A 24812-nucleotide genomic window follows, 5' to 3' on the forward strand; every position below is an offset into this window, starting at 1 on the left:
GAAGTTGATCTTTATTACATAAAGTAAGTTAATGTGGAACCTTATCTAAGATGGGGTGAAAGGATGTTTACTGAACAAGAAAAGGAAGCTTTGTACAAGAGCATTTATACAAGAAGGGATGTCCGAACATTTTTATCGGATCCTATTCCGGAAGAAACGATAATGAGATTGTTAAATGCCGCGCACCATGGACCTTCAGTGGGGTTTATGCAACCATGGAATTTTATATTAATTTCTACTGATAAAGTTAAAGTGCGTTTGGCTTGGGCGGCAGATAAAGAGAGACGGGCGTTAGCTATTCATTATGAAGATTCAAGGCAAGACGAGTTTCTAAATCTAAAGATCGAGGGAATCAAGCAGGCCCCTCTTACGATTTGCGTTACTTGTGACCCAACTCGTGGCGGTTCTCATGTTTTAGGAAGAAATTCTATACCAGAGACAGATATAATGTCCGTTGCTTGTGCGATTCAAAACATGTGGTTAGCGGCGTGTGTAGAGGGATTAGCTATGGGTTGGGTAAGTTTCTATAAGAAAAATGATGTACGAGATATCTTAGGAATACCTCCTCATATTGATCCAGTAGCCTTGCTATCCATTGGATTTACAGATAACTATCCAGAGAAACCTATTTTGGAGACAGCCAATTGGGAAAAACGCAGGAGCTTGAATAAATTGATATTTAGCGAGACTTGGGGAAATCCAAAAGTTGACACCGTCTAGGTGCCAGAGGAGGCCTAGTCTGAACACAATAAAACCGCCCTCCGATCCATCGGAAGGCGGTTCCCCTGCATTCTATTAATATTAGAATGTTGCAAGAATGATGACCAACAGAATGTAAAGTACCAGAACAACAGCTGTGCTAGAATATCCAACGCCTGACATGGTTATTCCTCCCTTCTGCTCGCTGAAACCTGATCTTTGTTGTTGCATGATATATCCTATGTCGGGCAGGGCATTTATGTATGGACGGATGTCTATCTATTTCGGAGAAAAGGTGTCAAATCACCTAGATAGAACACATCTAGGTGATGAAGGGCACGGGTGCAAGCAGTGTAGAACAGCTTGCGCTCCTTCGCCTCCGCGTAGACGGCTTCCCCGGCATCATAGAGAATAACCGCATCGAACTCGAGCCCTTTGGCGAGGTACGCCGGCAAGATCATGACGCCTGCCTCATAGTGCAGCGTCTCTTTTGTAATCCGCGCAAGGCCTGGCAGCAGCGGCTTCAATCTGGCGTGCGCTGCCCCAGTCTCGCGCTCGGTCTTGCAAATGATCGCGACGGAGCTTGCGCCGCCGCCCTTACGGGCTAGTGCCGCCTCAGCCACGAGGCGGTTGAGCTCGGTCTCGTCCGCCGCGCGCAGGAGGCGCGGCGGCTCGCCGCTGCGGCTGAACGGCTCAATCGGTTCGCCGTTCGGCAGCACGCGACTAGCGAAATCGACGATTTCGCGCGTCGAACGGTAGCTCTTGACGAGGCGGATCGTCTCCGTCTCGTCCTCCTTCATCAGCTCGCTAATGGAGGAATACTGGCTCGTTTGCCCCTCGCCATCCATACTGCTCGCGTTCGCGTGCGTGAAGATCCCTTGGTTCCAGTCTCCCAGCAGGGTAAACCGGGCGCGTGGAAACAGTTTCTTCAGGTACGCGTAGTGAAACGGCGAATAGTCCTGCGCCTCATCCACGAGACAATAGCGGATAGTACCTACGCGCAGTTGGCCCTCTACGAGACCTTTCAGATACACAAGAGGTGTTGCATCTTCGTAATGCAGCACCCCTCCAGCAAGCGCATCAGCCGAGAAGGCGCTTATGGTATCCCAAGCAGCAGGTAGACGCTGCTCGGCTTTGTGTGTAAGCTCTTGGTGTAATTCCCTATTCGTGTAAAGATCTTGGTACATCCCGAGCACGTCTACGTAGGCGAGCTTTCGCGCCTTTTCCTTGAGAGGGGCAATGGCTTTATGCGCTTTAATCTTACTCATCTTTTTCATCTCAGGCTCGGTGCCCATATATTTCGGCTCCCGCACCATTTTACGATAAAACCGTTTCTGCGCATCCGCTTGGATCTCATCCAGTTTCTCCAGCATCCACTCCGACAATTGCTCCATGCGTTCTCCCAGAGCAAGAATGGATGACTTGCCGTAAAACCGTTCGCTGAGCTCGTCCGCAGTAATCAACACTTTCTGTCCAACCGATAGATCGAGGAAACGGATTCCGCCATGTTTCAGCTTCTCACCGTAGGCCTCAATCACACTGAGGAAGGCTGCGGATGTTTTGTACTGGATGCTTTGCAGACGCGCTGCATAGGCGGGATCTTGATCCGTGCCTGTAAGGATGAACTCAAGTTGATCGTACGGATCTTCAATCGTCAGACCCGTGTCGGTTAATTTATGGGTTAAATAATCTTGGAATGTCGTTTGCTGCATGGTCGCTTCGCCTAGCTCCGGAAGTACGTGAGAGACGTAGTCGCTGAACAGCGAGTTCGGCGAGAACAGAATCATATTGTCGGCGCTGAGCGTCGTCCGATATTTGTAAAGCAGATACGCGATGCGCTGCAGCGCGACAGAGGTTTTACCGCTGCCAGCGGCGCCCTGCACGACAAGCACCTTATGCCGATCATCGCGAATGATCTGATTTTGCTCGCGTTGAATCGTCGTGACGATGCTGTGCATCTTCTCGTCAGCACTGCGGCTCAGCATCTGTTGAAGCATTTCGTCCCCAATGGAGATCCCTGTATCGAACACATCCTGGAGCACGCCGGCTTTGATGATGTACTGGCGCTTGAGCATCAGCTCGCCGCTGACATCCATCTCCGGTGTTCGATAGGTTGCCGGGCCTGGCGGATAGTCATAGAAAAGGCTGGCAATCGGAGCGCGCCAGTCATAGATAAGAATTTCATCCGTCTTGGCATCAATAAAGGACGTCAGTCCGATGTAAATCTTCTCGCGCTCCTGCTCCCCATTCTCTTTGAAATCAATACGGCTGAAATACGGCGCATCGACAACACGCTGAAGCTTGCGCAGTGCATCCTGCGCTAAGCGGTAGCTGCGCTCTTGGCCCTGCAGCACATGCTCCTGCTGGGCCATACTCGCCGCCGTTTCAATCAGGTCATCATCATTATCCGCATTAACAGAGATATCGTCCCAGAAGCTGCGGCCAATCGCTGTTGCTTCTGATCGGCGTTCATCCACCGTCTGACCCAGCTCTAAGATTCGCTGCTGTATATGAGCTCGTACAGAGGCAACGCGCTGCTCTTCCCTCTCCCGCTCTTCGTTATTAATTGGCATCCGATATCACTCCTACCTATTTATATATGCCATGGATCACCTCTTCGAACTCAGGCTCTTCCATATGTACATCGTCCATATCGCCCCAGCTGCTGACGATTCTCAGCACATCCATGGCCTTCAGCTCTTGGCGGTTACACGCGATCGTGAGTATATTCGCATCTTGCTCCACCACACGAAATGGAAGCTCCCAGCTAGCCGGCACTTGAATATCGCCCCGATAGGTGACCTTCATCATCGTCGGTAAGCCGATTCGATCCCGCAGCTCATCGATCGAGCCGTCGTAACCGATTTGGCCGTGATTAATCACGATCACCCGCTTGCATAACTGCTCGATATCATCCATATCATGCGTAGTTAGCAAAATTGTTTTACCAAAATCGCGATTTAATGTCTGGAGAAAGCTGCGAATGTTCCTCTTAGCCACAACATCCAATCCAATCGTAGGCTCATCCAGGAACAAAATATCCGGATCATGCAGCATAGAAGCCGCCAAATCGGCCCGCATCCGCTGACCAAGGGATAGCTTTCGGACAGGTGTGTCCATCAGCTCCTTCAGTTCAAGCAGCTCTGTCAATTCGCCCAATCTGCGGCGGGCGGTGCTTTCATCTACCCGGTACATTGCCGTTAGGATTTCATAGGAATCCTTAACTGGCAAATCCCACCACAGTTGACTGCGCTGGCCGAAGACAACACCAAGCTGCCCTACGACTCGTCTTCGATGCTTTTGCGGACAATACCCGTGAATCAACACCTCGCCTGAGGTTGGGTGAAGGATGCCGGTGAGCATTTTGATCGTCGTCGACTTTCCCGCTCCATTAGGTCCAATATACCCGACGAACTCACCAGATTCAATTTTGAAGCTTACATCTCGTACAGCTGCCTTTTCTTTATAGGCTCGTGAAAACAAAGTTCGTATGCCTGAGAACCTGCCCTCTTGGACAAGCGGGGTTTGGAATGTCTTTCGCAAATTCGTTACAGTTATCATGTTAACCCTATCCCTCCTTCTTAATAGCGCCCTCTGGTTAACTTCCTGTGCTTTGATAGCGAGATATGCCTAGCTTCCAGAAGCGCTTAGCGAGCCAGAGCGCAGCCAATGAAACAGCGATTGTTCCTAGAAGCATGCCAATGCCCCCTTGGTGTCTCAGCAAATATAGCGAAGGTATGTAATTGACGAAGCCAACCGGAACAAGCACCAGCAGCGCGCCCTGCAGCCACTTCGGATACAAGGAAAGCGGATAGCGCGCCGCCGTTTGGGAAGCGTCCTCCGTCATGTTTTGCAAGGATTCGATCCGGGTAAGCCAGAAGCCGGCGGCCGCTGTCGCTAAGCCTATGGCGAATAAAATGATCGCTCCCGATCCGATAATTAACCCCGTTAATGGAATGGCTGACCAGCCGATTTGCCCGTTAGCCATCAGCGCTTTCATGGCAATAACCAGCAGGATGACGCCTTGCCCTATTTCGGCAAATAAGAGACGTGAATTTTGGGTCATCAGTGCCAGCAGCACGGGGACGGGACGAGTAAGAAGCGCATCTAGATCACCCGAAACGAGATATTTCTCTAGATGATGCACATCGGAAGCCAGCGTGCGGTAAATCGCTTTGGATATCATCATAACCCCATATAAATAGCAAACCTCATACAGCGTCCAGCCTTTGATATTGCCAAAACGCATCATCACCAGCGCCACCATCAGAAATTCGGAGATATGTACAAAAGAAGCCATCACCGTCGAAAAAAAGAAATTAAACTTATACTGCATCCGGCTGCGCAAACTCGCCCTGATCAGCAGCATATACAGCTTCATCGTGATCATCCGCCCTGCACCTCCAGTTTTCTGCGGACCATCTGTGTAACCGCCAGACAGACACAAGTAAACCCGATGCCCCATAGGAGAGCGCCGAGCATAGCAGTTCCTTCTTCAAGCTGCATGTAGATGCGAGTAGGGTAATAGAGTAGATAAGGATAAGGTGTGTAAAAGCTAATCGTACGAAGCCAACCCGGCAGCCATTCTACTGGAATGAAAAAGCCGGAGAGCAGCGTACTAAAGGAATAATTCACCCAGTAAAACCAACGGGATTCCGTGGTCCACAAAGCCGCAACACCAATCAAATAATTTATGCAAATGGAGATATATGCCGCTAAGACAAGCGCGACCGCTGTCCAGCCATAAACCGAAGCCTGCTGTGGAAGCTGTAAGGAGAAGATGAAGTAGTAGAGGGCATAAATCGGGATAAATTTATAAAGAAACTGATAAAAAACCTGACCCCATTCTCGGCTCATCGCCTGATAGAATAAGTGTACCGGCCGCATGAGATCGACCGCGATTTGACCGGTTCGCACCGATTGCTCGAGCCCGAGTCCATTCGTCGTAAACTGCGTAATCCACAAGCTCGCCTGGTTAAAAGCAATGTAACCGACAATCCCTTTCGCACCATACTCACCGAGTGACGAATCGCTTCCCAAGCCGGTCCATATGCTTGCATAAATGAAGCCAAACACCGCACTCACTGCATTGTGCAGCAGATGCGACCCGCGATACTGCAAATTCCTAGCGTACGCCTTGCGTGCCAAAACCGCAAAAAGCATAAAACACCTCCTACGTTTTTTCATTCAAAAAAAACTAGTTTATTGATGCAGCCGCCGCGTAGAGACAGGAATCTATATTACCAAAATTAGGCTGCTTGTGGCAATGATTATTTTTGATACCTAAAATAGCATAAATCCTTATTTAGGGAATATAAAGTTGCGAAGTATAAAATAAAAGTGATATCATAAAAATAAATAAGAGACGGTCCGCTAACCGTCTCCCGTGTACAATCTTGGGTGGACTTCCTCCTAAGTAAATATCATGACTAAGAGAGTAACCCACAAGGCGGTCAACCTAAGAGTGGGTTACTTTCGTTTATCGATGTATGTCAATAGCGCCAGTATAAAACTACCGAACGCAAACATGATCATGATCGTTTGGAAAGTCTCCATGGCATCCTCCTCCCTTCCGGAGGAAATGCCGCACCCAAGGTTGAGTTGTACACATTGAATAGTTTAACGCTATTGGAAATAAGTTTCAATTATTAATAGAACGAAAGAACCTCCAAATCCACTGCAAAAGTAGTGTTGGAGGTTCTTTCGTTCTATATCGTTATTGTGATAGTTTATCGCTTTACTGCGCACTAACCGGCTTGGCATTCGGGGTACTGCTGCTCTCCGCTGCGGCTCGCGCTGGCGTACCTTGTGCATTAAATTCAGCGTTATAGCTAGCCTGAACTGTTTTCGTCAAATAATCATGATCAATATGCTCAGCCAGGTACTGCTTACCGAAAAGTAAATCGTACTGCACATTCCTGTAGTCATCCAGGAGTTTTTTCGATGATTCGGGTACCACTGCATGGAGCTCTTGGTTCTCATCCACAACGAGATTGCTCAGCAAGCCGGGCACTTTCGCCGCCAATTCGGCGTTCAAGGCGAAGTTGGCCGGTTTCTGCATATGCAGCATATCCAGCACGTGGGCACCAAGGAAAGAATCACTGAGCAGTGGGATATCCTGCTTCGGCATATCGAAATTCGACCAAGTGACAAGCGGAATGCTGTGCATCTTCTTTACTTCTTCCAGCGACCACTCGTTGGCATTACTGGATTGGATGAAACCCGCTTCCTTATACACTTGATAATCTAATCCCAGCATCGGCAAATGGTCACCGTAGAATACGATCATTGTAGGCTCATTCGATTCCTTGAAGTGATCGATCAGCATTTGCAAGCTTTGATCCGCATCATGTGCGCCCTGCGCGTACGTTTCTAGAATGGACTTGGCTTCCGGCGTCAGGTTACCTTGCGCTTTAAACTGATTTTCTCCGTATCGAGGCTCATCATAAGGTCCATGATTTTGCATGGTTACCGTGTAGATAAACATCGGATCCGCTGTTTTATCTACTTCTTCAATAAGGTTCCTAGACACTTCGGCGTCCGAGATAAAGTACCCCTTCGTCTCTGGATTCACGAAATGCTCGCTGCTCTTAAACGATTCGAAGCCCAGCTCCTTATACACCGTATTACGGTTCCAGAACCAGCCTTCATACGAGTGAATCCCCATGCTCCTGTACCCTTGATCCGCAAAATAACTCGCTAAACTTGGTACGGGTTTGGTGACATACTGTTGATAAGGAATGGACCCTCCTGGCAGGAAGCTCATCGAGTTCCCCGTCAACACCTCAAATTCCACGTTGCTCGTACCGCCACCAAATTGGGGGGATAGCAAGTAACCGAAAGTCGACTCTTTTTGCAACCGATGGATGGTTGGTACCGGATCTTCACTGAACTTTACATTCGTTAGCAAAGTAGGGTCCCAGAACGCTTCACTCATAATGAAGATAACGTTCGGCTTTTTCCCTTTTAAAGGATCGGCAACGGCTGACTTATTCAGTCCTGTATCTTTCAGTTCTGCTTGTTGAATAGTAGCTGCAACGGTTGCGATGGACTGATCGCTATAGGTTCCCGGTTTTTGAACGATCGAATTTTTGACATTGAGCGTAAAAGCGAGCGCTAATCCATTATTCGAGTAATTCTCTCGCTGATTCCATATAATTTCGTTCACACCGGCATGGTCCAGAATTTTGCCAGCTAGCGGTGTCTTGATCCCAAATGCATACAAGGCATAGAGCGAAAACAGCCCTAAACCAATTCGACTAATGATAGGTAAGGATACACGCGGCAGCACCCATTTTAATAATAGGACTAGAATTACCGCGGTGAGCACAGCTCCGATTCGCAGAAGTGCGGCTTTCCCGGTTACAAGCGAAGCAATGTTCATACTTTCTTTATTCAGCAGAATATCCCACGGGAAGAAAGGCTCCCCGATCATTTTCACCTTCATATAAGAAATCAGTGCCATGAGACCAAGCAGTAAGGTCGAGATCGATCCGGAAATGGCTAGTGATCCTACCACTGCATAAATGAAAGCGAGTAAACAGAAAGATAGTCCTACATTCAATAGAAAAAATGTTTGATTGGATGATATCCATTGGAGCGTATCGTGCAAAGAGCCCCGTTCAAGAAGTTCCAATCCAGCTATAGAAAGTATGGGTAAACAAATCATAAATAATAAAAGCGAAATCGTCGCTCCCAGACGGAATGGTCTTATCTTCTTCGGAAGATGGCTCCGGGGCTTCAAATTCAAGTGCATCTTGCATCACTCTCCTCTTGCTCCTATTGTAACCACCAATTGTGAAGAAAATATGTAGCTAACCTTAAAGGAAGCTTAGTTTCCATTTAATCCCTTTATTTGAGACCTGCCAGCCACGATGCCAATGCCTTCAATTCTTCTTCTTTCAGTGCGACTTGGAATGGCGGCATCCCGCCACCACCCTTTTGTATACGCTTAATGATTTGCGCTTCATCCAACCGTTCTCCGACTTTTTGAATATTTGGACCTTGACCCCCTTGTAATTGATTACCATGGCAAGAGATGCAGAAATTTTGATAAATCTTAGGAGCATCCGCTTTCACAGCAGTCGTCTGCGTTTCATTTTGTTTATTATTTCCACAGGCGGATAAGGCTAGAGCCAGAATAATCACACCAAGCAGCCTTAATTTCATATGCTCGAAACTCCTTCAATCACGTATTTCCCTCATCATAACAGAGCATAGATTGAAAAATAAAGGAGTCGCCCGACACAAATCGGTTAAGCAAGCTGGATAATGAACAAAATAAAGACATGGCAGGGATATTTTCATCCCAACCATGTCTTATCAATTTGTTGTTGGCAGACTACGCCAATTTCAAACGAATAACGTTCCAAGACGCTTTTCCAAGTGTTGCCTGTATGGAGCCGTTCGTAGAAACGGCTGCATTGCCTCCTGTGTGAGGTTTCACCCGATCCTGCTCTTCGAGAGTATTCGAGGCTTTCAGATCGTCGTTTTCTAGAACAATATGCTCGATAATGCGGCAATCACCAAAGCTGCGAAGGTCCAGCTCTAGCGGGAGTGCTTCCTCCAGATGACGATTAACCGCGAAGACCGTCACTTCAGCCTTGTCTTCGTTATGGATGGCAACGGCCTCCAAGTAAGGCACATCGGTATAATCTTTTGCATCGTATTTGGGCGATTTGATCAACGGCACAAGTACGGTCCCACGTCCGAAAACACTTGCATGCATGTAAGGATAGTAGATCGTTTGCTTCCAGGCTTCTCCGCCATTCGCTGTCATAATCGGTGCGATGACGTTGACGAGCTGTGCCATACAAGCCATTTTCACACGATCTGCGCGCTTCAACATCGAGATAAGCATGCAACCAACTAATAGAGCATCTTCATGGTTGTAAATGTCTTCAAGCTGTGGCGGAGCGATAGACCAAGGCTCTATTTTACGATCGGCATCATTGGAGTGATACCAAACATTCCATTCGTCGAAGGACAAGTTGATTTTCTTTTTCCCGCGCTTCTTGGCCTGTACATAATCCGCCGTCGAGATAACCGTATGGATGAACCGATCCATGCCCATGGATTGCGCGAGGAAATTGGCAGAATCCTTGTCACGATTTCCGTAATATTGATGCAGGGAAATATAATCAACATGATCGTACGTATGCTCTAGCACAGTCGCTTCCCAGTCGGGGAAAGTCGGCATATTTAGAGAGGAGCTGCCGCAGGCAACAAGTTCGATCGAGGGATCGACCCACTTCATGACTTTGGCTGTTTCACAGGCCGTTCGTCCGTATTCCACAGCTGTTTTGCTGCCGGTTTGCCAAGGGCCATCCATTTCGTTGCCTAAACACCAAGTTTTGATATTATGCGGTGCCTTATACCCATGGGATATCCGCAAATCGCTCCAGTAGGTGCCTCCTTTGATATTGGTGTATTCGATGATATCTCTTGCCTCATCTGGACCGCGCGTCCCCAGATTGACAGCCATCATCGCGTCTGTATTTGCTTTACGGCACCAATCCATGAATTCATTAAGTCCAATCAAGTTAGGCTCAATGGTACGCCAAGCCAGATCAAGCCTCTTCTTACGCTGGTCTAAGGGGCCAATGCCATCCTCCCAGTTGTAACCGGATACAAAATTCCCCCCCGGATAACGAACGATTGGAACATCCAAACCTTTCACTAGCTCCAGTACATCTGCTCGAAATCCTTGCTCATCTGCTTGCGGATGTCCCGGTTCATAAATCCCGCCATAAATTGCGCGTCCCAAATGCTCAATAAATGAGCCATAAATCCGAGAATCTACTTCGCCAATTTTAAAATCTTTGTCGATAATCATACTTGCTTTCATAGACATTACATTCACCTCATAGTATAATTAATAAAAATATAAATCAGTTTATACATTTATTATATCAATATTAAACAATAAGGAGCGAATGATTTCAAGCTTTTCATTTTCCTTGTTTTGAATTCATATTTTTATTAATTAGCCCATTTTTTTATGAGGAGTTTTGCATGATGATCCACACGACAACCGACCGCAAATGGCTGCCGCTCTATGAAGCGCTAGCTAGCGATGTGCGGCTTCAGATTCTGGAGCGGCTTGCTGAGAAAGAAATGAATGTGAAAGATTTAGCCCATACGCTAGGCTTAAGCAGCGCCATCGTGACGATGCATGTGAAGAAGTTAGAGGCTGGCGGACTTATCCACACAGCGTTAGTTCGCAAGCAAGGCGGCACACACAAAATATGCACGCTGGCGGTTTCCAGCATCGAAATACAACTCCCTCAGCTAACCGAGCAGCAGCGTGCGTTCGACGAAATTTCCGTTCCCATAGGACACTACACACGCTTTGAAATTCATCCCACTTGCGGACTAGCAACAGCAGACCATGTAATTGGTCAATATGATGATCCGCGGTTTTTCTTCGAGCCTGAGCGGATGCATGCCAAGATTCTCTGGTTTGGGAGCGGCTTCGTGGAATATCGGATTCCGAATTACGTGCTGCCCAGCCAGACGCTTGAGGAAATCGAGATTTCGCTAGAAATAGGCTCGGAAGCTCCGGGAATTGCCGAGAATTGGCCGTCCGACATTTATTTTTACGTGAATGACTCGCTGCTCGGCTTTTGGACAAGTCCCGGAGATTCGGGACAAGGCCGCGGTCAGCTCACACCTGCCTGGTGGCCGGATTCCATCAACCAATATGGTTGGTTGAAGGTCATCCGGATCACCGAGCAGGGTACGTTTCTTGACGGACAGCGGTTATCGGCTGTCATGATCAAGGATATCCGCATGTCCCGCAACGAGTGGACACTGCGGCTCGAGGTGCCGGAACATGCAGAGCATGTCGGCGGGTTGACCTTGTACGGTGAAGGGTTCGGCAACTATAATCGTGACATTCTGTTTCGCACCTACCGCAGGTAGGGTTGGGACGCAAGTACAGGCAGCAGTTGTCACGGGGTTAACTCTCGTCAATTTGATGGCATATATGGGGTAACGTTGAAATACAGTTAACTTATATGACGAGAGGGAGTTGAACTTTTATATGGAAGAACAACAAACCGCGCCTGTCTTAAGTGTCAAAGATTGGATGATAACAATCCTGCTGCTCGCAATTCCGATTGTGAATATTATCTTGTTATTCGTGTGGGCATTCAGTAAAGGAGAAAATCCTTCGAAAGCCAATTATGCCAAAGCAAGCTTAATCTGGGCCGCCATCGGTATCGTTCTCTATATCATTTTCGTTGTTATCTTCTTCGGTGCGGTGATGTCTAGTATCAATCAATAACCTACTGCAGCGCGGCTATCCTCCAAATGCGGCCTAAACCGCTTGGGGATAGCTCTTTTTATTTTCCACAGGCCATCCAAATGGCATCCGAGCGAAATATGGTATACTGGAAAAAAATCAAAAGGAGCCGCTGCCATGCCGACACCCTTACACTGGAAAAAGTCATTATGGATCTTATGGGTGGCTAACTTCTCCATCATGTGCGGCATGAATCTTGTTCTACCTTTTTTGCCGCTCTACATCGGAGAGCTTGGGGTACATGAGCTGGGTGATGTCGTTCGTTGGACAGGCTGGATTGTCGCTGCTCAATTCGTCACCTCGTTCCTGACTCAACCGCTCTGGGGTGCCATTGCCGACCGGCGTGGACGCAAAATCATGCTGCTTCGCGCCGGGTTCGGTATGGCCATTGTGACAGCACTCATGGGCATCGTCACGGCGCCTTGGCAGCTGCTATCTCTACGGCTGTTGAATGGCGTCTTCTCCGGCTTCATCTCGATGGCGGTGTCCCTTCAAGCTTCCGTTACCCCGCCGGAGCATTCGGGAAAGTCGCTCGGCACGTTACAGACAGGAGCAATCGCCGGATCGCTCATCGGCCCTTTATTGGGGGGCTTGCTTGCCGGCTTCATTGGCTACAGCCATGTGTTCTTCTTCACAGGAGGTCTCATGCTCTGTGCGAGCCTCATCGTCTTAATTTTCATCAAAGAGGAGCGCAAGCCCCCCTCTCAGAAAAAAGAACGACAGCGCGCAGAGTGGCGCCTGTTTCGGCCTTTGTTCCCGGTCTTCGCCGCTTCTCTGATCACTCAGATCGGGATGATGAGCATCGAGCCGATTGTAACGGTCTACGCGAAGACCCTGTATACCGGCAGCCATTTGGAGCTGCTCGCTGGTTTAGTCGTTGCGATAACCGGTATCGCGAACTTGTTTGGTGCTCCGTCCTTAGGGAGAATCGGTGACCGTATCGGTCAGCGTAAAACACTGGTCATCGCCTTGTCGATGGCGGCACTCGCCTTCATCCCGCAGGCTTTTGCCACCAGCATCACCATGCTCTTAGTCGGCAGATTCCTGCTTGGACTGTTCATCGGCGGCATGATCCCCTCGCTGAACGTTCTCGTCATGAAGCTGGCGCCTACTCAGATTCAGGGGACAGCTTACGGCTTTAATACTTCTTCGCTGTTCTTAGGCAATCTGATTGGCCCTTTAATTGGCAGCCATCTTGCGGCAGCGTACGGGTTCACGTCCGTGTTCTATGTCACAATGGGCATCTTACTTCTCTGTGCTGGATTCGTCTACTCGAATCGCAGTTTAGAGGGTCAACCGCTTTCGAAGACAGCTTAACACCAATCAATTCATTAACTGTGGAGGATGATTATGAAGCACGAAATTTTATATAAAGGCGCATTTCCAATGCTGAAAGTGGAGCTTGATGCTGGAGAGAACATCAAGGCGGAAGCAGGAGCCATGGTCTCCATGTCTCCAAATATCGAACTCAAAGGCACTGTCGAGGGCGGCCTCATGCGCGGTTTAGGCAGAATGCTGAGCGGCGAAAAATTCTTCTTCCAAGAATTAACCCCGACCAGAGGTTCGGGTGAGGTTCTACTGGCACCAGCTGTCATTGGCGACATTGAAGCCGTGGAACTAGACGGATCGTACAAGCTGTATGTGCAAAAAGACGGTTTCCTTGCTGGAACATCCGGCATTCAGGTGAATACGAAAATGCAAAACCTGATGAGTGGCTTTATGTCAGGCGAAGGCTTTTTCATCGTTGAAATTAGCGGAAGAGGCACCGTGTTCCTCTCCTCCTACGGCGCTATTCATGCCATTAATCTAGCACCAGGGCAAGAAGTGATCATTGATAACGGGCATCTCGTCGCTTGGCCGGATTATACGCAGTATACAATTGAAAAAGCGGCCAAAGGCTGGCTATCCAGTTTAACGAGCGGCGAAGGTGTTGTCTGCCGATTCCGCGGTGAAGGTGTCGTACTCATCCAAACCAGAAACCCGCAAAGCTTTGGCGGCTGGCTTAAGCAATTTATTCCGGGCAGCAGATAAGTCGGACAAGTAACAAAAAAAACGAGAATCCCTCATTCGGGTTCTCGTTTTTTTTGCGAAAGTATGATAAAATGGTTCTATTATGTAAACTTGGTTTTCTATAGTAAACCACATATCCATTTGGAAATTTGCAATGCGCGTAATTGAGTTTCATTTGATCAGCAACTTAAGTTTACCAACTTTAGAGGAACGATTGCAGCTAAATGAGGGAAAACGCTCTAAAATTACAAGAAGCGGAACGTGAGTGCGCTATATGATTAAAATAGGACTCTTCAGAGGCAGAAACAACGAAATAAAGCATCCTCGTTCCCCTGCTCATGAAAAGTAGATATTTTCCAGCAAATAGTGGATTCACGTTCCTTCTAAGCAGCTAGGAGGCCCTTTATTGGACGATAAATACCGCGTTCCGGCCATTGAACGTGCTCATCTGATTCTCAAAGAAATCTCTATGCAACCCAGTAAGCTGAAACTCATTGATTTGTCACGAACACTTGCCATTAATAAAAGCTCGATGTACTCTTTGTTGTTAACGATGGAGAACTTGGGTTGGATTGAAAAGGAAACCGGAGAAACGTACCGGTTAGGACGTGAGTTGTCTCGTTTTGGCCATGCCGCCTTCCAGCAGGGTGGCTTAAACGAATCCTTCCACAAGGAAGCTTCCTTATCCAAGCTGAAGTTGGGTGAATCGCTCCAACTTGCCAAATTAGATGGCAACGAAGTCCTTTATATCGCCAAAGAGGAAGCGCTTACGCCTGTGAGGCTGGCCTCTGAACCAGGGATGCGCCTGCCTGCACATGCAACCGCACTCGGCAAGGTGATGCTGGCCGATTTAAGCGATGAGGAAATTGATTTGCTTTATCGATCTGATCAAGAACCATTTGCTCATTTAACGGTGCATTCCATTACCTCCTTGCAAGCATTAAAGCGGAGTTTGGAGCAAATCCGGAAGCAAGGCTATGCGCTTGACTTGGAAGAAGCTGTAATCGGATTTAGCTGCGCTGCCGCTCCGATCCGTAATGCTGGGGGTAAGGTTATTGCCGCTGTCAGCTGCTCAATGATGTTACCTCAATGGGAACAGAAGAAGCAGGCCTGTATAGAAGAAGTATGTAAGCTGGCTCACAAACTATCCGAATAAAAAGGAGAAATTGAAATGAGATTAAAAGACAAAGTCATTCTCATCACAGGTGCTGGTTCAGGAATCGGAAAAAGTACCGCTCTCTTATTTGGCAGAGAAGGTGCGCAGGTCATCGTGAACGATCTCGATCAAGTCAAAGGGAATGAGACGGTGGATGAGATTATCGGGACTGGCGGAGCTGCCCAGTTTATACAAGCAGACGTTACCCATGCAGAATCCGTCAAATCGATGGTAGAGCAGATCATACAGGCATATGGACGTATTGACGTGCTCTTCAACAACGCTGGCATTAGCGGTGTCGGCGCGCTCCATGAGCTCGAACCAGACGCCTGGGACCGCATCATGAGCATAAATGTCAAAGGTGTATTCTTACCTTCCAAGTATGTCGTGCCTCATATGATGGAACGAAAATCAGGATCTATTATTAACATGTCTTCCTGTATCGCAGAAATAGGTCTGGCTCGCCGGGCATCTTATGCAGCAACCAAAGGCGCTGTTCTCGCATTGACGAAATCGATGCAGGTGGATTATGCCGCCTATGGCATTCGGGTGAATGCGCTGCTGCCGGGAACCATTTTAACACCATTCGTAGAAAATTATCTCCGCACTTCCTATGACGATCCTGAAGCAGCCATTGCCTCTTTGAAATCCAGGCAGCTAAGCAACGAAATGGGCCGACCGGAAGACGTCGCGCTAGCGGCATTGTTCCTCGCTTCAGACGATTCCAAGTTCATGATGGGTTCACCGTTATACATTGACGGAGGCGTGACTTTCGGCAAGAACGCTTAATTAGACGTCTGTTATTATTCATTCAATCATTCATTTCAGGAGGATTACTAATGAAACTGCTTACTTTTAAGAAAAATAATGAATTAAACCTTGGCGTCCAAACGGAGTTTGGCGTGCTGGATGTCGTTCAAGCTGTCAAACAGCTATCGCCAGCATTCACAGTCCCCTCCACCGTACACGAAGCCATTAACGGCGGAGCAGCCGCTATTGATGCCTTACTTAACCTTGTTAATCTTGTCCTTGAGCGCGAAGATCGTACTTCCTTGCTGCTGAGCGAAGATGCTCTGAACTACGGCCCTTGTGTTACTCATCCAAGTAAAATCATTTGTGTAGGCTTGAACTATCGCAAGCATGCCGAAGAAACGAATGCCCCTATTCCGCAATACCCTATTCTTTTCAATAAATTTAGTAATACGCTTACAGGACACGGGCATGACATCGCACTTCCCCGTGTGACCAAGGAAGTCGATTATGAAGCCGAGCTTGTTATTGTAATCGGTAAGCAGGCCAAGTATATCTCCAAAGAACAAGCCTTGGAGCATGTGTACGGATACTGCTGTGTGAATGACCTCTCTGCACGTGATTTGCAGATGCGGACCCCTCAATGGCTGCTGGGCAAATCGTGCGACGACTTCAGTCCACTCGGTCCTTATTTAGTGACAGCAGATGAAGTCGGCAATCCGAATGACTTGAGGATCAGCACCACGGTCAACGGCAAAGTGCGTCAAAACTCAAACACAGCCGATATGATTTTCCACTGCGACGAAATTGTCAGCTACATTTCTCAGCATATGACCTTATATCCGGGAGACATCATTTTGACCGGTACACCTGAGGGTGTTGTGCTCGGCGATCCAGTTGATCAGCGTGTATATTTAAAAGACGGAGATATCGTGACGATTTCTATCGAGAAATTAGGAAGCTTAACCAATCGCTTGGTTAACGAGTAAAAAAAGACCCCCATATCAAGAATACTTAGACAAGGTGCCAACCTTTCTAAGTGCTCTTGTTATGGGGTTTTTCATTTCGTTAACCCTATTAAATAACCAAACCACCATCCACCTCAAGCACTGTACCGTTCACATAGTCGGCATCATAGAGTGCGCTAATCTCATCATGGGTACGAAGACTCTTATCCTCGCTCTACCAACATCGCAACGCCTTGTCCGCCGCCAATACATAAAGCAGCCACACCTAGCTTGCCATCTCTTTTTTCCAGCTCATGCAGCAGCGTAACCAGAATGCGGGCTCCGCTTGCACCAATCGGGTGTCCAATGGCAATCGATCCTCCATTGACATTTAATTTCTCCCGTGGGATGCCTAGCTCGCGGCCAACGGCTAAAGACTGTGAAGCAAAAGCTTCATTCAGCTCAAATAAATCAACGCTGTCTAAGGACACTCCCGTTTTACTGAGGAGTTTACGGACAGCATCCACGGGTCCCATGCCCATCATAGATGGATCTAAGGCTGCGTTCGCATAGCCCTTGATTCGAGCTAAAGGTTTAAGTTCAAGCTCCTTAGCCTTATCCGCAGACATAACAACCAGAGCTGCGGCTCCGTCATTAATGCCAGAAGCGTTACCAGCTGTAACTGTTCCTTCTTTTTTGAAAGCAGGACGAAGCTTGCCCAGTACATCAGCCGTCGTACCCGCTCGTGGAAACTCGTCTTGCGCGAATAACACCGGCTCACCTTTTCTTTGTGGGATGGCAACCGGTACAATCTCATCCTTAAATCGGCCGGATGCAATCGCTTGTTCCGCCTTCAGCTGACTCCACGCAGCAAACTCATCCTGCTCCCCACGTGTAACACGATGATGCTCCGCTATATTCTCGGCCGTGATGCCCATATGGATGTCGCACATCGCGCACCATAATCCATCCCGAATCATGGAATCCACCATGGTGCTGTCACCCAGTCGCAAGCCCGATCGAGCCCCGGGCAGGAGATAGGGCGCTTGCGTCATATTTTCCATACCGCCTGCTACTACGATATCCGCATCCCCGAGACTCACAGACTGTGCGGCCAGCATGACGGACTTCAGGCCTGAACCACACACCTTGTTAATCGTCATCGCTGGAACGAATTGCGAATATCCTGCCTTTAGCCAAGCTTGTCGCGCTGGGTTCTGCCCGAGCCCAGCCTGAAGCACGTTACCCATGATCACTTCGTCTACTTGACTATCAGCTAGATTAGCTCTCTGCAGAGCCTCTTGGATAACCGTACTGCCGAGCTGCGGAGCGGATATATCCGCCAGCGCTCCCTGAAAGCTGCCAACGGCTGTACGGACTGCGCTAACAATAACGACTTCTCTACTCATAACGATCTCCTTTGCTCAACTGAAGTTCACTTTGTAGAAGAGGACTAATTGTAAACCGCGCCTCGGTATTGGCGAGAACCTCTTCTATCGTAGCTCCCGGCTGTATGTTGGATAACACCATGCCGTCTTCTGTAAAATCAAAAACAGCTAAATCCGTAATAAGACGATTCACCACACCTTTGCCTGTCAAAGGCAGGGTGCATGCCTTTTTAACCTTAGACTCACCTGATTTATTCACATGCTCCATGATGACAATGATCCGTTTGGCGCCGTTTACCAAGTCCATGGCGCCGCCCATTCCTTTAACCATTTTCCCAGGAATCATCCAGTTAGCAAGGTCACCGTTCTCCGCTACCTCCATACCGCCAAGAATAGCCAAGTCAATGTGGCCTCCTCGGATCATAGCGAACGATTCAGCGCTGTCAAAAAAAGAAGCACCCGCTACAGCGGTTATCGTTTCTTTGCCTGCATTAATCAAATCCGGATCTTCTTCTCCCATGTAAGGGTAGGCACCGATACCCAAAAGCCCATTTTCCGATTGCAGCATAACCGTCATTTCCGGAGGTATATAATTAGCGACAAGTGTAGGCAGGCCAATGCCTAAATTGACATACATGCCCTCTTTAATTTCCTCGACGGCGCATTTGATAATCGTTAGACGGTCATTTTTCATGCCGATACCTCCTTACTTCGAACTGTGAGACGCTCAATCCGCTTTTCATAGGACGCGCCCTGCACAATCCGCTGTACATAAATACCTGGTGTATGAATTTCGTCCGGGTTCAGCTCACCTACCTGCACAATCTCTTCCACTTCAACGATCGTCACTTTCCCTGCTGTTGCAGCCAATGGATTAAAATTACGCGATGTTTTGCGGAAAACCAGATTACCCAGCGGGTCAGCTTTCCAAGCTTTGACTAAAGCAAAATCACCAACAATCCCTTTTTCCAATAGATAGGTGCGTCCGTCAAATGTTTTATGCTCTTTGCCTTCTGCGACTAAGGTGCCTACGCCCGAAGCTGTATAAAACCCTGGAATACCGGCACCTCCAGCGCGAATTCGTTCTGCGAGCGTTCCTTGAGGAACCAGTTCCACTTCGAGCTCCCCGCTTAAGAACTGCTGTTCAAACGTTTTGTTTTCTCCCACGTAGGAGGAAATCATTTTTTTAATTTGTTTATTGACTAGCAATAGTCCAAGCCCGCAATCATCGACCCCGCAGTTATTGCTAACTACGCATAATTCTTTGGTTCCTTGCGCTTTAAGCGCCGCTATTAAATGCTCTGGAATTCCGCAAAGCCCGAACCCGCCAACGATTAAAGTGGCTCCGTCGCGAATATCCGCTATAGCTTCCTCCATGGAAGAACAAATTTTGCTCATGATGGTTCATCTCCTATTCCTATCTCTAAGTTATCTATCTCTACTGTGCGGTGTAGCCGCCGTCGATTAATAGTGACGCTCCTGTTACACCCCGCAATTTATCACTTGCAATTAACATCGCATAATCAGCAATTTCCTCAACTGCCAAAAGGCGTCTTTGTGGAACCAAAGGATAAATGACTTCTTCAAGGACACTTTCTAAAGGAACATTGCGCGTTTTCGCCAAGTCCTGCAGCTGCCCTCTAACGAGAGGTGTATCTACATAACCCGGACAAAGTGCGTTCACCGTGATGCCGTGGGCAGCACCTTCGAGTGCCGCTACCTTCGTTAAGCCAATCAGCCCGTGCTTCGCACTGTTATAGGCTGCTTTGCCTGCAAATCCGATGACTCCGTTGATTGAAGCCATATTGATGATACGGCCAAAGCCTTGATCCTTCATGATAGGAAACGCATGCTTGATTCCGATAAAAGCGCCTGTCAGCATAACCTTTATCATGAATTCAAACTTTTCTACGGGGAAATCCTCTATGGGTGCAACATGCTGTAACCCTGCATTATTGACGAGGATGTCAAGTCGATTATAGGTTTGAACCACTGTTTCAATGGCTTTAACAAATTGCTGCTCCTGCGTTACATCGCATTTGACGCCAATGGCTTCAAAGCCTTCTTGCTGCAACTGCTGTGCAGCCAAATTTGCTAGTTCACCGTTAATGTCGGAAATGACCACCTTGGCTCCTTCCCGTGCATAAGTGCGGGCAATTTCAAGACCAATACCGCTTGCAGCCCCTGTTATCAAAGCGACTTTTTTTTCCAAAAACCTGTTCATTGCGTATACCTCCATCTTTAACTTTAAAAAATCGATAAAATGATCGCGAGCACCAGAACGGTTACTGTTTTGATAACCGTGATTGCGAAAATATCCTTGTACGATTGTCGATGGGTGAGTCCTGTTATGGCAAGAAGTGTGATCACTGCACCGTTATGAGGAAGCGTATCCATACCACCTGACGCCATGGAAGCAATCCGGTGTAACAGTTCCGGGCTAATCCCTGCATTGTTCGCTGCTTCCAAGTATTGTTTCCCCATGACTTCTAAGGCGATGGACAGCCCTCCTGATGCAGAGCCCGTTACGCCGGCCAACACATTCACGGAAATAGCTTCTGAAATAAGTGGATGAGAACTTAAGCCTAAAATCCAACCTTGAATAGCTTTAAAGCCTGGCAGCGTTTTCACGACATTACCAAAGCCTACTTCTGACGCTGTGTTGAAAATAGCAAGCAGCGCTCCCATTGCTGCTGCCGTCAAGCCTGCCGCCAATTTGCTCTGAACAACTCGCGCATTTATGCAGATCGCCGAAAGAATACCTATGAGCAAGGCCACGATCAATGCCCAGGATGACGATACCGTTTTTACGTTGGCAATATTAAACGTTTTCAAAAGATCAGCTGAATACCAGTTGTTTACCGTTAAGAAACCTCTGCTTAGCAAATAGTTAAATACCAAGACCAACACCAATGGGATGATCGACACCCAGAGATTCGGATACTTCTGATTGTCCAAACCTTCCGGCTCATTCTTATGTCCTAGACCATAGCCTTCACCAGCAGCTTCCGCTTGCTTGCGTCGGCGTTCCAGCCAGAACAGGCCTAAGCCAAATACGATAAGTCCGCCGACAATTCCAAGGATTGGAGCCGCGTAGGAGTCTGTTCCGAAATAGGTTGTAGGAATAATATTCTGAATTTGCGGTGTGCCTGGAAGCGCATCCATTGTGAAAGTAAATGCACCCAAAGCAATAGTACCGGGAATCAATCTCTTAGGAATATTCGCTTCGCGGAAAATCGAAACAGCGAACGGATACACTGCAAACGCTACCACAAATAATGAAACACCGCCGTACGTCAGGATGCCGCAGGCAAGAACGACGGAGAGCATGGCTCTTTTGGATCCCAACGCTTTCACTAACGATTGCGCTATAGAGGATGCTGCACCGTTCAATTCCATTACTTTACCAAAAACTGCACCTAATAAGAAAATTGGGAAAAAGTTTTTAACATAATTTGCTGCGTTCAACATATACACTTCTGTATAGCTCGGCATTAAGGCAATCCCCGAAATCAATACTGCCAGCAAGGTGAAAATAGGCGCAAACACGATTACTGGATAACCTCTGTAAGCAAAAAACATCAGAAGGCCTAGGGATAACACAATCGCTACAATCTCAATAAACATGGTTCGGTCTCCTTTATGATCATTTGTAAAGCGCTTTCACGTCATGAAAATGTGACGAAATTGGTAAGGTTCCATTTAGTTTTAGTTTACATGCAGATTCTCAAGAGGTACAATTCATATTTGGAATCGTATTGATGAAAAAAAGCTATAGGTGGGGGATGATCCTTTGGATATACGCCAGTTAAATTATCTGCTTGAAATTGCTAAACATATGAACTTTACAAAAGCCGCTGAAGCCCTTCACCTTACACAACCAACCCTAAGTAAAATGGTGAAAAATATAGAGGAGGAGCTGGGTGCCACTTTATTTGACCGTTCCGGCAAGTATGTTCAATTGACGGACTCGGGGGAGGCCGCGGTTCAACAGATTCAAGTCATCGTTCAGGCTGTCCATGATCTTCATCTCCTCTTAGATGATGTGGCCAACTTAAAAAAAGGAACCATTACCATTGGGTTGCCCCCTGTAATTGGCTCCGTTTTCTTTACACGTGTCATCGCAAAGTTCCAAACTATACATCCTAGTATACACTTTCAAATTGTCGAAGAAGGCGCAAAAAATGTGGAAAGCCTTGTGCACAATCGAAAGCTTGATCTTGGTGTTGTGGTAGGACCTGTTGACACGTCTAACTTTGAAACCATGCCTTTTATCTATCAAAAATTAGCTCTCATTATCCATCGTTCTCATCCGCTAGCTGAGCAATCCAGCGTTTCCCTGCTGCAGCTTAGAAATGAACCCTTTATCCTATTCCCAAGCGGTTATGCGGTTAGAAATCATGTTATACATGCCTGTCGATCCATTGGATTCGACCCCTCCATCGTCTATGAAAGCTCGCAGTGGGACCTTTTGGCAGAGATGGTTGCATCGAATGCAGGCATATCCATCATACCAGAGACGATTTGTAGTAAAATCACCTGTCCTGAGGTACTAACGTTACCTTTAACAGAGCCTTCTATTCCCTGGAATTTAGTTATCATCTGGCCTAAGGATCACTACGTATCTTACGCCATGCGTGAGTTTATCACGTTCAGCCAACAGTTGTCAGACATGGAGCCTTAAATCGCCGAGAGCACAAAAAAAGCCGAACCATGTGATTACATCACATGTTCAGCTTCCCTTTATTACAAACCGAAAATCGCATCTATCACTGGCTTCGTCGTGCCGCCTGGATACATCAGATACAGAAGAACATAAACCAGAACGCCAGTAGGCGCAGTAAGCAGCCAAACAATCGCCGCTACTCGTCCAATTTTCTTATGTTTGAGAAATTTATTTTTGTAGGCAAACCATAGCGTGATTAGACCGAGTACTCCGCCAACGGTTGCCAGAGTAATATGGAAGAACAAGAATAAGTGATACGGCAGCTTCAGACTCTCTGGTCCACCAAATGCCGTATTGCCTTCAAACAAGGTACGGGACATGTAGATGAGGAAGAACGCTAGAGCGAAGATCGCCCCAAGAACCATCAGTTTTTGGTGCGTTTCTCGGTTGCCTTTTAGAATATGATACCAGCCGAAACCAACAAATATGGCACTAATGACGATAAACATCGTAGAAATCGTGGGTAAAATGTGCATCTCCATAAATCCTTTCTCTAAGCGTGATTCCAATTCCCGCCCTGATTATTCAATCCCTCTTGCATCTCAATCGCGTCTAATTCGTCATCTTCTTTACGCTCTCTGCGGTACCACCTGAAGAAAATATAGGCAAGCGTTGCGCCATAGACGATTTCTTGGATAATCTTCATAATCACACCGCCCAATTGTTGATCATCGAGAGGCGATAAATGAACAAAAGGCACCGTTACGTTCGCATACATCTCATAAATGACAGAATCGGCAAATATAATGAGGGCACATGCTGGTGTCAGCAGGATACCATTCCCAAAAATATAAGCCATTTTCTTCAGGTCATTTAGGCGATTCAGCTCCGGAAGTGGGCAAAAAACAGGGAACCACATCATGAATGCTGTAATAAACAGCAGTAAATGATAACCGGTGAGTGCTATGTCATTTTTCATTAAGTAATCCATTACGAGAGGCATATGATAGATCGAGAAGAGCATGTTAAACAAGAACAGTGCGATCAACGGCCGGGTAAAAAATGAAAATAAGCCGCGGAATACGTTATTTTTCATAAGAGGTCGCAGCATCCATGCTGGTGTGCCCCTCCATATAAATATAGGAACGATTAGATAAAGAATAGTTTGCTGCAGCATATGCATACTGAACAAGTAATGATGGCCGATATAATTTATCGGACTTCCTTGACCAATATAAAATAAAACGAGGCCAGAGTAAAAAGATAGCTTCTGTGCAGCCGAAACTGGCTCGACATCTGCAAGCATCCCATTCCCCTTAGTAACAAATCGATGATAAACATATCCGACAACAACGACCATCAACAGCAAAACAGGATTCCACAACTCGAAAAATCCGCCAATTTGACTCATAGCTGATCTCATTCTCCTTTCAACAGTAGGTGATAATAACCTTTATCGGAGCCATTCAAGATGAACGACCGCGTTTAGAGGTAAGTTTTAACCTATTTCTTTCTATTGCGGTAAAAAAAGAGGAGGCACTTTGTCTAGACAAAGTTGCCTCTTCCTGATGGCTTACCACCACATCCAATATACCGCTGTAACAACACCAGTCAGAGCTACGAAAGCTCCTGCCCCGATAAATATTAACGGGAATAAGTGTCCTCTTTCTTTGGCGTGCATCCAAAACAGAAGCTGAATTAATGCTTGCACAAGCGCCAAAGTAACGATGAAGATTAATATAAAGGAACGATCCAAATCTCCGTATAGCACGACAGCGAAAGCAAGCATCGTGAGTAGAATCGAGATAATGTAAGACAAGTAGTGGTTCAATGGCGATTCATGCTTAACTCGTTTGCTAGGTGCGGATGTATTATGAGAATTACTGCTCAT

Annotated in this window: 26 protein-coding genes; 9 read left to right on the plus strand and 17 right to left on the minus strand. The window is 47.2% G+C overall.

From position 1 onward, the window contains the following. The first annotated feature begins 63 nt into the window (after positions 1–63). Positions 64–720, plus strand: a complete 657-nt coding sequence (gene bluB, locus BLT91_RS08015) for a 5,6-dimethylbenzimidazole synthase (RefSeq protein WP_090819160.1) — start codon at positions 64–66, stop codon at positions 718–720. A gap of 81 nt (positions 721–801) precedes the next feature. Here the strand turns inward: bluB and BLT91_RS32695 are convergent, their stop codons facing one another. From BLT91_RS32695 to BLT91_RS08050, 9 genes are all read right to left on the minus strand, one after another. Further along, positions 802–930 carry a sporulation protein YjcZ gene (locus BLT91_RS32695; protein ID WP_141224953.1) on the minus strand — a complete coding sequence of 43 codons (129 nt, stop codon included), beginning with the start codon at positions 928–930 and terminating at the stop codon, positions 802–804. A 44-nt stretch (positions 931–974) separates the two neighbouring features. Next, a complete protein-coding gene (gene helD, locus BLT91_RS08020) occupies positions 975–3272 on the minus strand; it encodes an RNA polymerase recycling motor HelD (RefSeq protein WP_090819163.1) in 2298 nt (765 codons plus the stop codon). 16 nt (positions 3273–3288) lie between these two features. Further along, the gene (locus tag BLT91_RS08025; protein ID WP_090819166.1) at positions 3289–4260 is read right to left on the minus strand and encodes an ABC transporter ATP-binding protein; all 972 of its coding nucleotides are present in this window, start codon (positions 4258–4260) and stop codon (positions 3289–3291) included. A gap of 37 nt (positions 4261–4297) precedes the next feature. Further along, positions 4298–5089 carry an ABC transporter permease gene (locus tag BLT91_RS08030; RefSeq protein ID WP_090819169.1) on the minus strand — a complete coding sequence of 264 codons (792 nt, stop codon included), beginning with the start codon at positions 5087–5089 and terminating at the stop codon, positions 4298–4300. Further along, entirely contained in the window at positions 5086–5862 is a 777-nt protein-coding gene (locus tag BLT91_RS08035; protein ID WP_090819171.1) for an ABC transporter permease, read from the minus strand. The genes BLT91_RS08030 and BLT91_RS08035 overlap by 4 nt, the downstream gene beginning before the upstream one ends. A gap of 306 nt (positions 5863–6168) precedes the next feature. Beyond that, complete coding sequence (locus tag BLT91_RS32700) at positions 6169–6255, minus strand: putative holin-like toxin (protein ID WP_302847481.1); 87 nt, start codon at positions 6253–6255, stop codon at positions 6169–6171. 181 nt (positions 6256–6436) lie between these two features. Next, on the minus strand, positions 6437–8455 hold the full coding sequence (locus tag BLT91_RS08040; RefSeq protein ID WP_090819174.1) for an LTA synthase family protein: 2019 nt from the start codon (positions 8453–8455) through the stop codon (positions 6437–6439). Positions 8456–8550: 95 nt separating this feature from the next. Then, a complete protein-coding gene (locus BLT91_RS08045) occupies positions 8551–8868 on the minus strand; it encodes a c-type cytochrome (protein ID WP_090819176.1) in 318 nt (105 codons plus the stop codon). A 172-nt stretch (positions 8869–9040) separates the two neighbouring features. Continuing rightward, positions 9041–10552, minus strand: coding sequence for an arabinosylfuranosidase ArfA (locus BLT91_RS08050; RefSeq protein ID WP_090819179.1), 1512 nt, complete (start codon positions 10550–10552; stop codon positions 9041–9043). 164 nt (positions 10553–10716) lie between these two features. On the opposite strand from BLT91_RS08050, the gene BLT91_RS08055 reads away from it, so the two are divergent. From BLT91_RS08055 to BLT91_RS08085, 7 genes are all read left to right on the plus strand, one after another. Continuing rightward, complete coding sequence (locus tag BLT91_RS08055; RefSeq protein WP_090819181.1) at positions 10717–11622, plus strand: ArsR/SmtB family transcription factor; 906 nt, start codon at positions 10717–10719, stop codon at positions 11620–11622. Between the two features lie 121 nt (positions 11623–11743). After that, entirely contained in the window at positions 11744–11986 is a 243-nt protein-coding gene (locus BLT91_RS08060) for a hypothetical protein (RefSeq protein WP_090819184.1), read from the plus strand. A gap of 42 nt (positions 11987–12028) precedes the next feature. Next, on the plus strand, positions 12029–13321 hold the full coding sequence (locus BLT91_RS08065) for an MFS transporter (RefSeq protein ID WP_254776831.1): 1293 nt from the start codon (positions 12029–12031) through the stop codon (positions 13319–13321). Positions 13322–13354: 33 nt separating this feature from the next. Next, entirely contained in the window at positions 13355–14035 is a 681-nt protein-coding gene (locus BLT91_RS08070; protein WP_090819190.1) for a TIGR00266 family protein, read from the plus strand. Positions 14036–14420: 385 nt separating this feature from the next. After that, positions 14421–15170: an IclR family transcriptional regulator gene (locus BLT91_RS08075; RefSeq protein WP_090819193.1), complete on the plus strand. Its 750-nt coding sequence runs from the start codon at positions 14421–14423 to the stop codon at positions 15168–15170. 15 nt (positions 15171–15185) lie between these two features. Beyond that, the gene (locus BLT91_RS08080; RefSeq protein ID WP_090819196.1) at positions 15186–15959 is read left to right on the plus strand and encodes an SDR family NAD(P)-dependent oxidoreductase; all 774 of its coding nucleotides are present in this window, start codon (positions 15186–15188) and stop codon (positions 15957–15959) included. A 50-nt stretch (positions 15960–16009) separates the two neighbouring features. Further along, positions 16010–16909: a fumarylacetoacetate hydrolase family protein gene (locus tag BLT91_RS08085; RefSeq protein ID WP_090819199.1), complete on the plus strand. Its 900-nt coding sequence runs from the start codon at positions 16010–16012 to the stop codon at positions 16907–16909. Positions 16910–17091: 182 nt separating this feature from the next. On the opposite strand, the gene BLT91_RS08090 is transcribed toward BLT91_RS08085, so the two are convergent. From BLT91_RS08090 to BLT91_RS08110, 5 genes are read right to left on the minus strand one after another with little or no spacing between them, the layout of a single operon-like run. Next, positions 17092–18276: an acetyl-CoA C-acetyltransferase gene (locus tag BLT91_RS08090; RefSeq protein WP_090819202.1), complete on the minus strand. Its 1185-nt coding sequence runs from the start codon at positions 18274–18276 to the stop codon at positions 17092–17094. Continuing rightward, entirely contained in the window at positions 18269–18949 is a 681-nt protein-coding gene (locus BLT91_RS08095) for a 3-oxoacid CoA-transferase subunit B (protein WP_090819204.1), read from the minus strand. Before BLT91_RS08095 ends, BLT91_RS08090 begins: the two co-directional genes overlap by 8 nt. Continuing rightward, the gene (locus BLT91_RS08100) at positions 18946–19653 is read right to left on the minus strand and encodes a CoA transferase subunit A (RefSeq protein WP_090819206.1); all 708 of its coding nucleotides are present in this window, start codon (positions 19651–19653) and stop codon (positions 18946–18948) included. Before BLT91_RS08100 ends, BLT91_RS08095 begins: the two co-directional genes overlap by 4 nt. A gap of 40 nt (positions 19654–19693) precedes the next feature. Further along, a complete protein-coding gene (locus BLT91_RS08105) occupies positions 19694–20479 on the minus strand; it encodes a 3-hydroxybutyrate dehydrogenase (RefSeq protein ID WP_090819208.1) in 786 nt (261 codons plus the stop codon). 23 nt (positions 20480–20502) lie between these two features. Beyond that, positions 20503–21882, minus strand: a complete 1380-nt coding sequence (locus BLT91_RS08110; protein ID WP_090819211.1) for a GntP family permease — start codon at positions 21880–21882, stop codon at positions 20503–20505. Between the two features lie 166 nt (positions 21883–22048). On the opposite strand from BLT91_RS08110, the gene BLT91_RS08115 reads away from it, so the two are divergent. Next, positions 22049–22939, plus strand: coding sequence for a LysR family transcriptional regulator (locus tag BLT91_RS08115; RefSeq protein WP_090819214.1), 891 nt, complete (start codon positions 22049–22051; stop codon positions 22937–22939). Positions 22940–23001: 62 nt separating this feature from the next. Here BLT91_RS08115 and BLT91_RS08120 read toward each other — a convergent pair whose 3' ends face one another. The 3 genes from BLT91_RS08120 to BLT91_RS08130 all read right to left on the minus strand — a co-directional run bounded on the left by BLT91_RS08120 (position 23002) and on the right by BLT91_RS08130 (position 24812). Continuing rightward, entirely contained in the window at positions 23002–23463 is a 462-nt protein-coding gene (locus BLT91_RS08120; protein ID WP_090819217.1) for a DUF420 domain-containing protein, read from the minus strand. A gap of 11 nt (positions 23464–23474) precedes the next feature. After that, positions 23475–24332, minus strand: coding sequence for a cytochrome c oxidase assembly protein (locus BLT91_RS08125; RefSeq protein ID WP_090819220.1), 858 nt, complete (start codon positions 24330–24332; stop codon positions 23475–23477). A gap of 162 nt (positions 24333–24494) precedes the next feature. After that, positions 24495–24812 carry a cytochrome C oxidase subunit IV family protein gene (locus BLT91_RS08130; protein ID WP_090819223.1) on the minus strand — a complete coding sequence of 106 codons (318 nt, stop codon included), beginning with the start codon at positions 24810–24812 and terminating at the stop codon, positions 24495–24497.

The organism is Paenibacillus sp. yr247, from assembly GCF_900103825.1.
In the GTDB taxonomy this organism is placed as follows: Bacteria; Bacillota; Bacilli; order Paenibacillales; family NBRC-103111; genus Paenibacillus_E.

Bases quoted from the DNA above. Each gene is read 5' to 3' on its own strand.
- BLT91_RS08030 (WP_090819169.1), bottom strand. From the start codon at position 5,089: ATGATCACGATGAAGCTGTATATGCTGCTGATCAGGGCGAGTTTGCGC.
- BLT91_RS08090 (WP_090819202.1), bottom strand. From the start codon at position 18,276: ATGAGTAGAGAAGTCGTTATTGTTAGCGCAGTCCGTACAGCCGTTGGC.
- BLT91_RS08100 (WP_090819206.1), bottom strand. From the start codon at position 19,653: ATGAGCAAAATTTGTTCTTCCATGGAGGAAGCTATAGCGGATATTCGC.
- BLT91_RS08060 (WP_090819184.1), top strand. From the start codon at position 11,744: ATGGAAGAACAACAAACCGCGCCTGTCTTAAGTGTCAAAGATTGGATG.
- BLT91_RS08035 (WP_090819171.1), bottom strand. From the start codon at position 5,862: ATGCTTTTTGCGGTTTTGGCACGCAAGGCGTACGCTAGGAATTTGCAG.
- BLT91_RS08095 (WP_090819204.1), bottom strand. From the start codon at position 18,949: ATGAAAAATGACCGTCTAACGATTATCAAATGCGCCGTCGAGGAAATT.
- BLT91_RS08125 (WP_090819220.1), bottom strand. From the start codon at position 24,332: ATGAGTCAAATTGGCGGATTTTTCGAGTTGTGGAATCCTGTTTTGCTG.
- bluB (WP_090819160.1), top strand. From the start codon at position 64: ATGTTTACTGAACAAGAAAAGGAAGCTTTGTACAAGAGCATTTATACA.
- BLT91_RS08085 (WP_090819199.1), top strand. From the start codon at position 16,010: ATGAAACTGCTTACTTTTAAGAAAAATAATGAATTAAACCTTGGCGTC.
- BLT91_RS32695 (WP_141224953.1), bottom strand. From the start codon at position 930: ATGCAACAACAAAGATCAGGTTTCAGCGAGCAGAAGGGAGGAATAACC.
- BLT91_RS08045 (WP_090819176.1), bottom strand. From the start codon at position 8,868: ATGAAATTAAGGCTGCTTGGTGTGATTATTCTGGCTCTAGCCTTATCC.
- BLT91_RS08025 (WP_090819166.1), bottom strand. From the start codon at position 4,260: ATGATAACTGTAACGAATTTGCGAAAGACATTCCAAACCCCGCTTGTC.
- helD (WP_090819163.1), bottom strand. From the start codon at position 3,272: ATGCCAATTAATAACGAAGAGCGGGAGAGGGAAGAGCAGCGCGTTGCC.
- BLT91_RS08130 (WP_090819223.1), bottom strand. From the start codon at position 24,812: ATGAGCAGTAATTCTCATAATACATCCGCACCTAGCAAACGAGTTAAG.
- BLT91_RS08055 (WP_090819181.1), top strand. From the start codon at position 10,717: ATGATCCACACGACAACCGACCGCAAATGGCTGCCGCTCTATGAAGCG.
- BLT91_RS32700 (WP_302847481.1), bottom strand. From the start codon at position 6,255: ATGGAGACTTTCCAAACGATCATGATCATGTTTGCGTTCGGTAGTTTT.
- BLT91_RS08040 (WP_090819174.1), bottom strand. From the start codon at position 8,455: ATGCACTTGAATTTGAAGCCCCGGAGCCATCTTCCGAAGAAGATAAGA.
- BLT91_RS08070 (WP_090819190.1), top strand. From the start codon at position 13,355: ATGAAGCACGAAATTTTATATAAAGGCGCATTTCCAATGCTGAAAGTG.
- BLT91_RS08050 (WP_090819179.1), bottom strand. From the start codon at position 10,552: ATGTCTATGAAAGCAAGTATGATTATCGACAAAGATTTTAAAATTGGC.
- BLT91_RS08110 (WP_090819211.1), bottom strand. From the start codon at position 21,882: ATGTTTATTGAGATTGTAGCGATTGTGTTATCCCTAGGCCTTCTGATG.
- BLT91_RS08120 (WP_090819217.1), bottom strand. From the start codon at position 23,463: ATGGAGATGCACATTTTACCCACGATTTCTACGATGTTTATCGTCATT.
- BLT91_RS08080 (WP_090819196.1), top strand. From the start codon at position 15,186: ATGAGATTAAAAGACAAAGTCATTCTCATCACAGGTGCTGGTTCAGGA.
- BLT91_RS08105 (WP_090819208.1), bottom strand. From the start codon at position 20,479: ATGAACAGGTTTTTGGAAAAAAAAGTCGCTTTGATAACAGGGGCTGCA.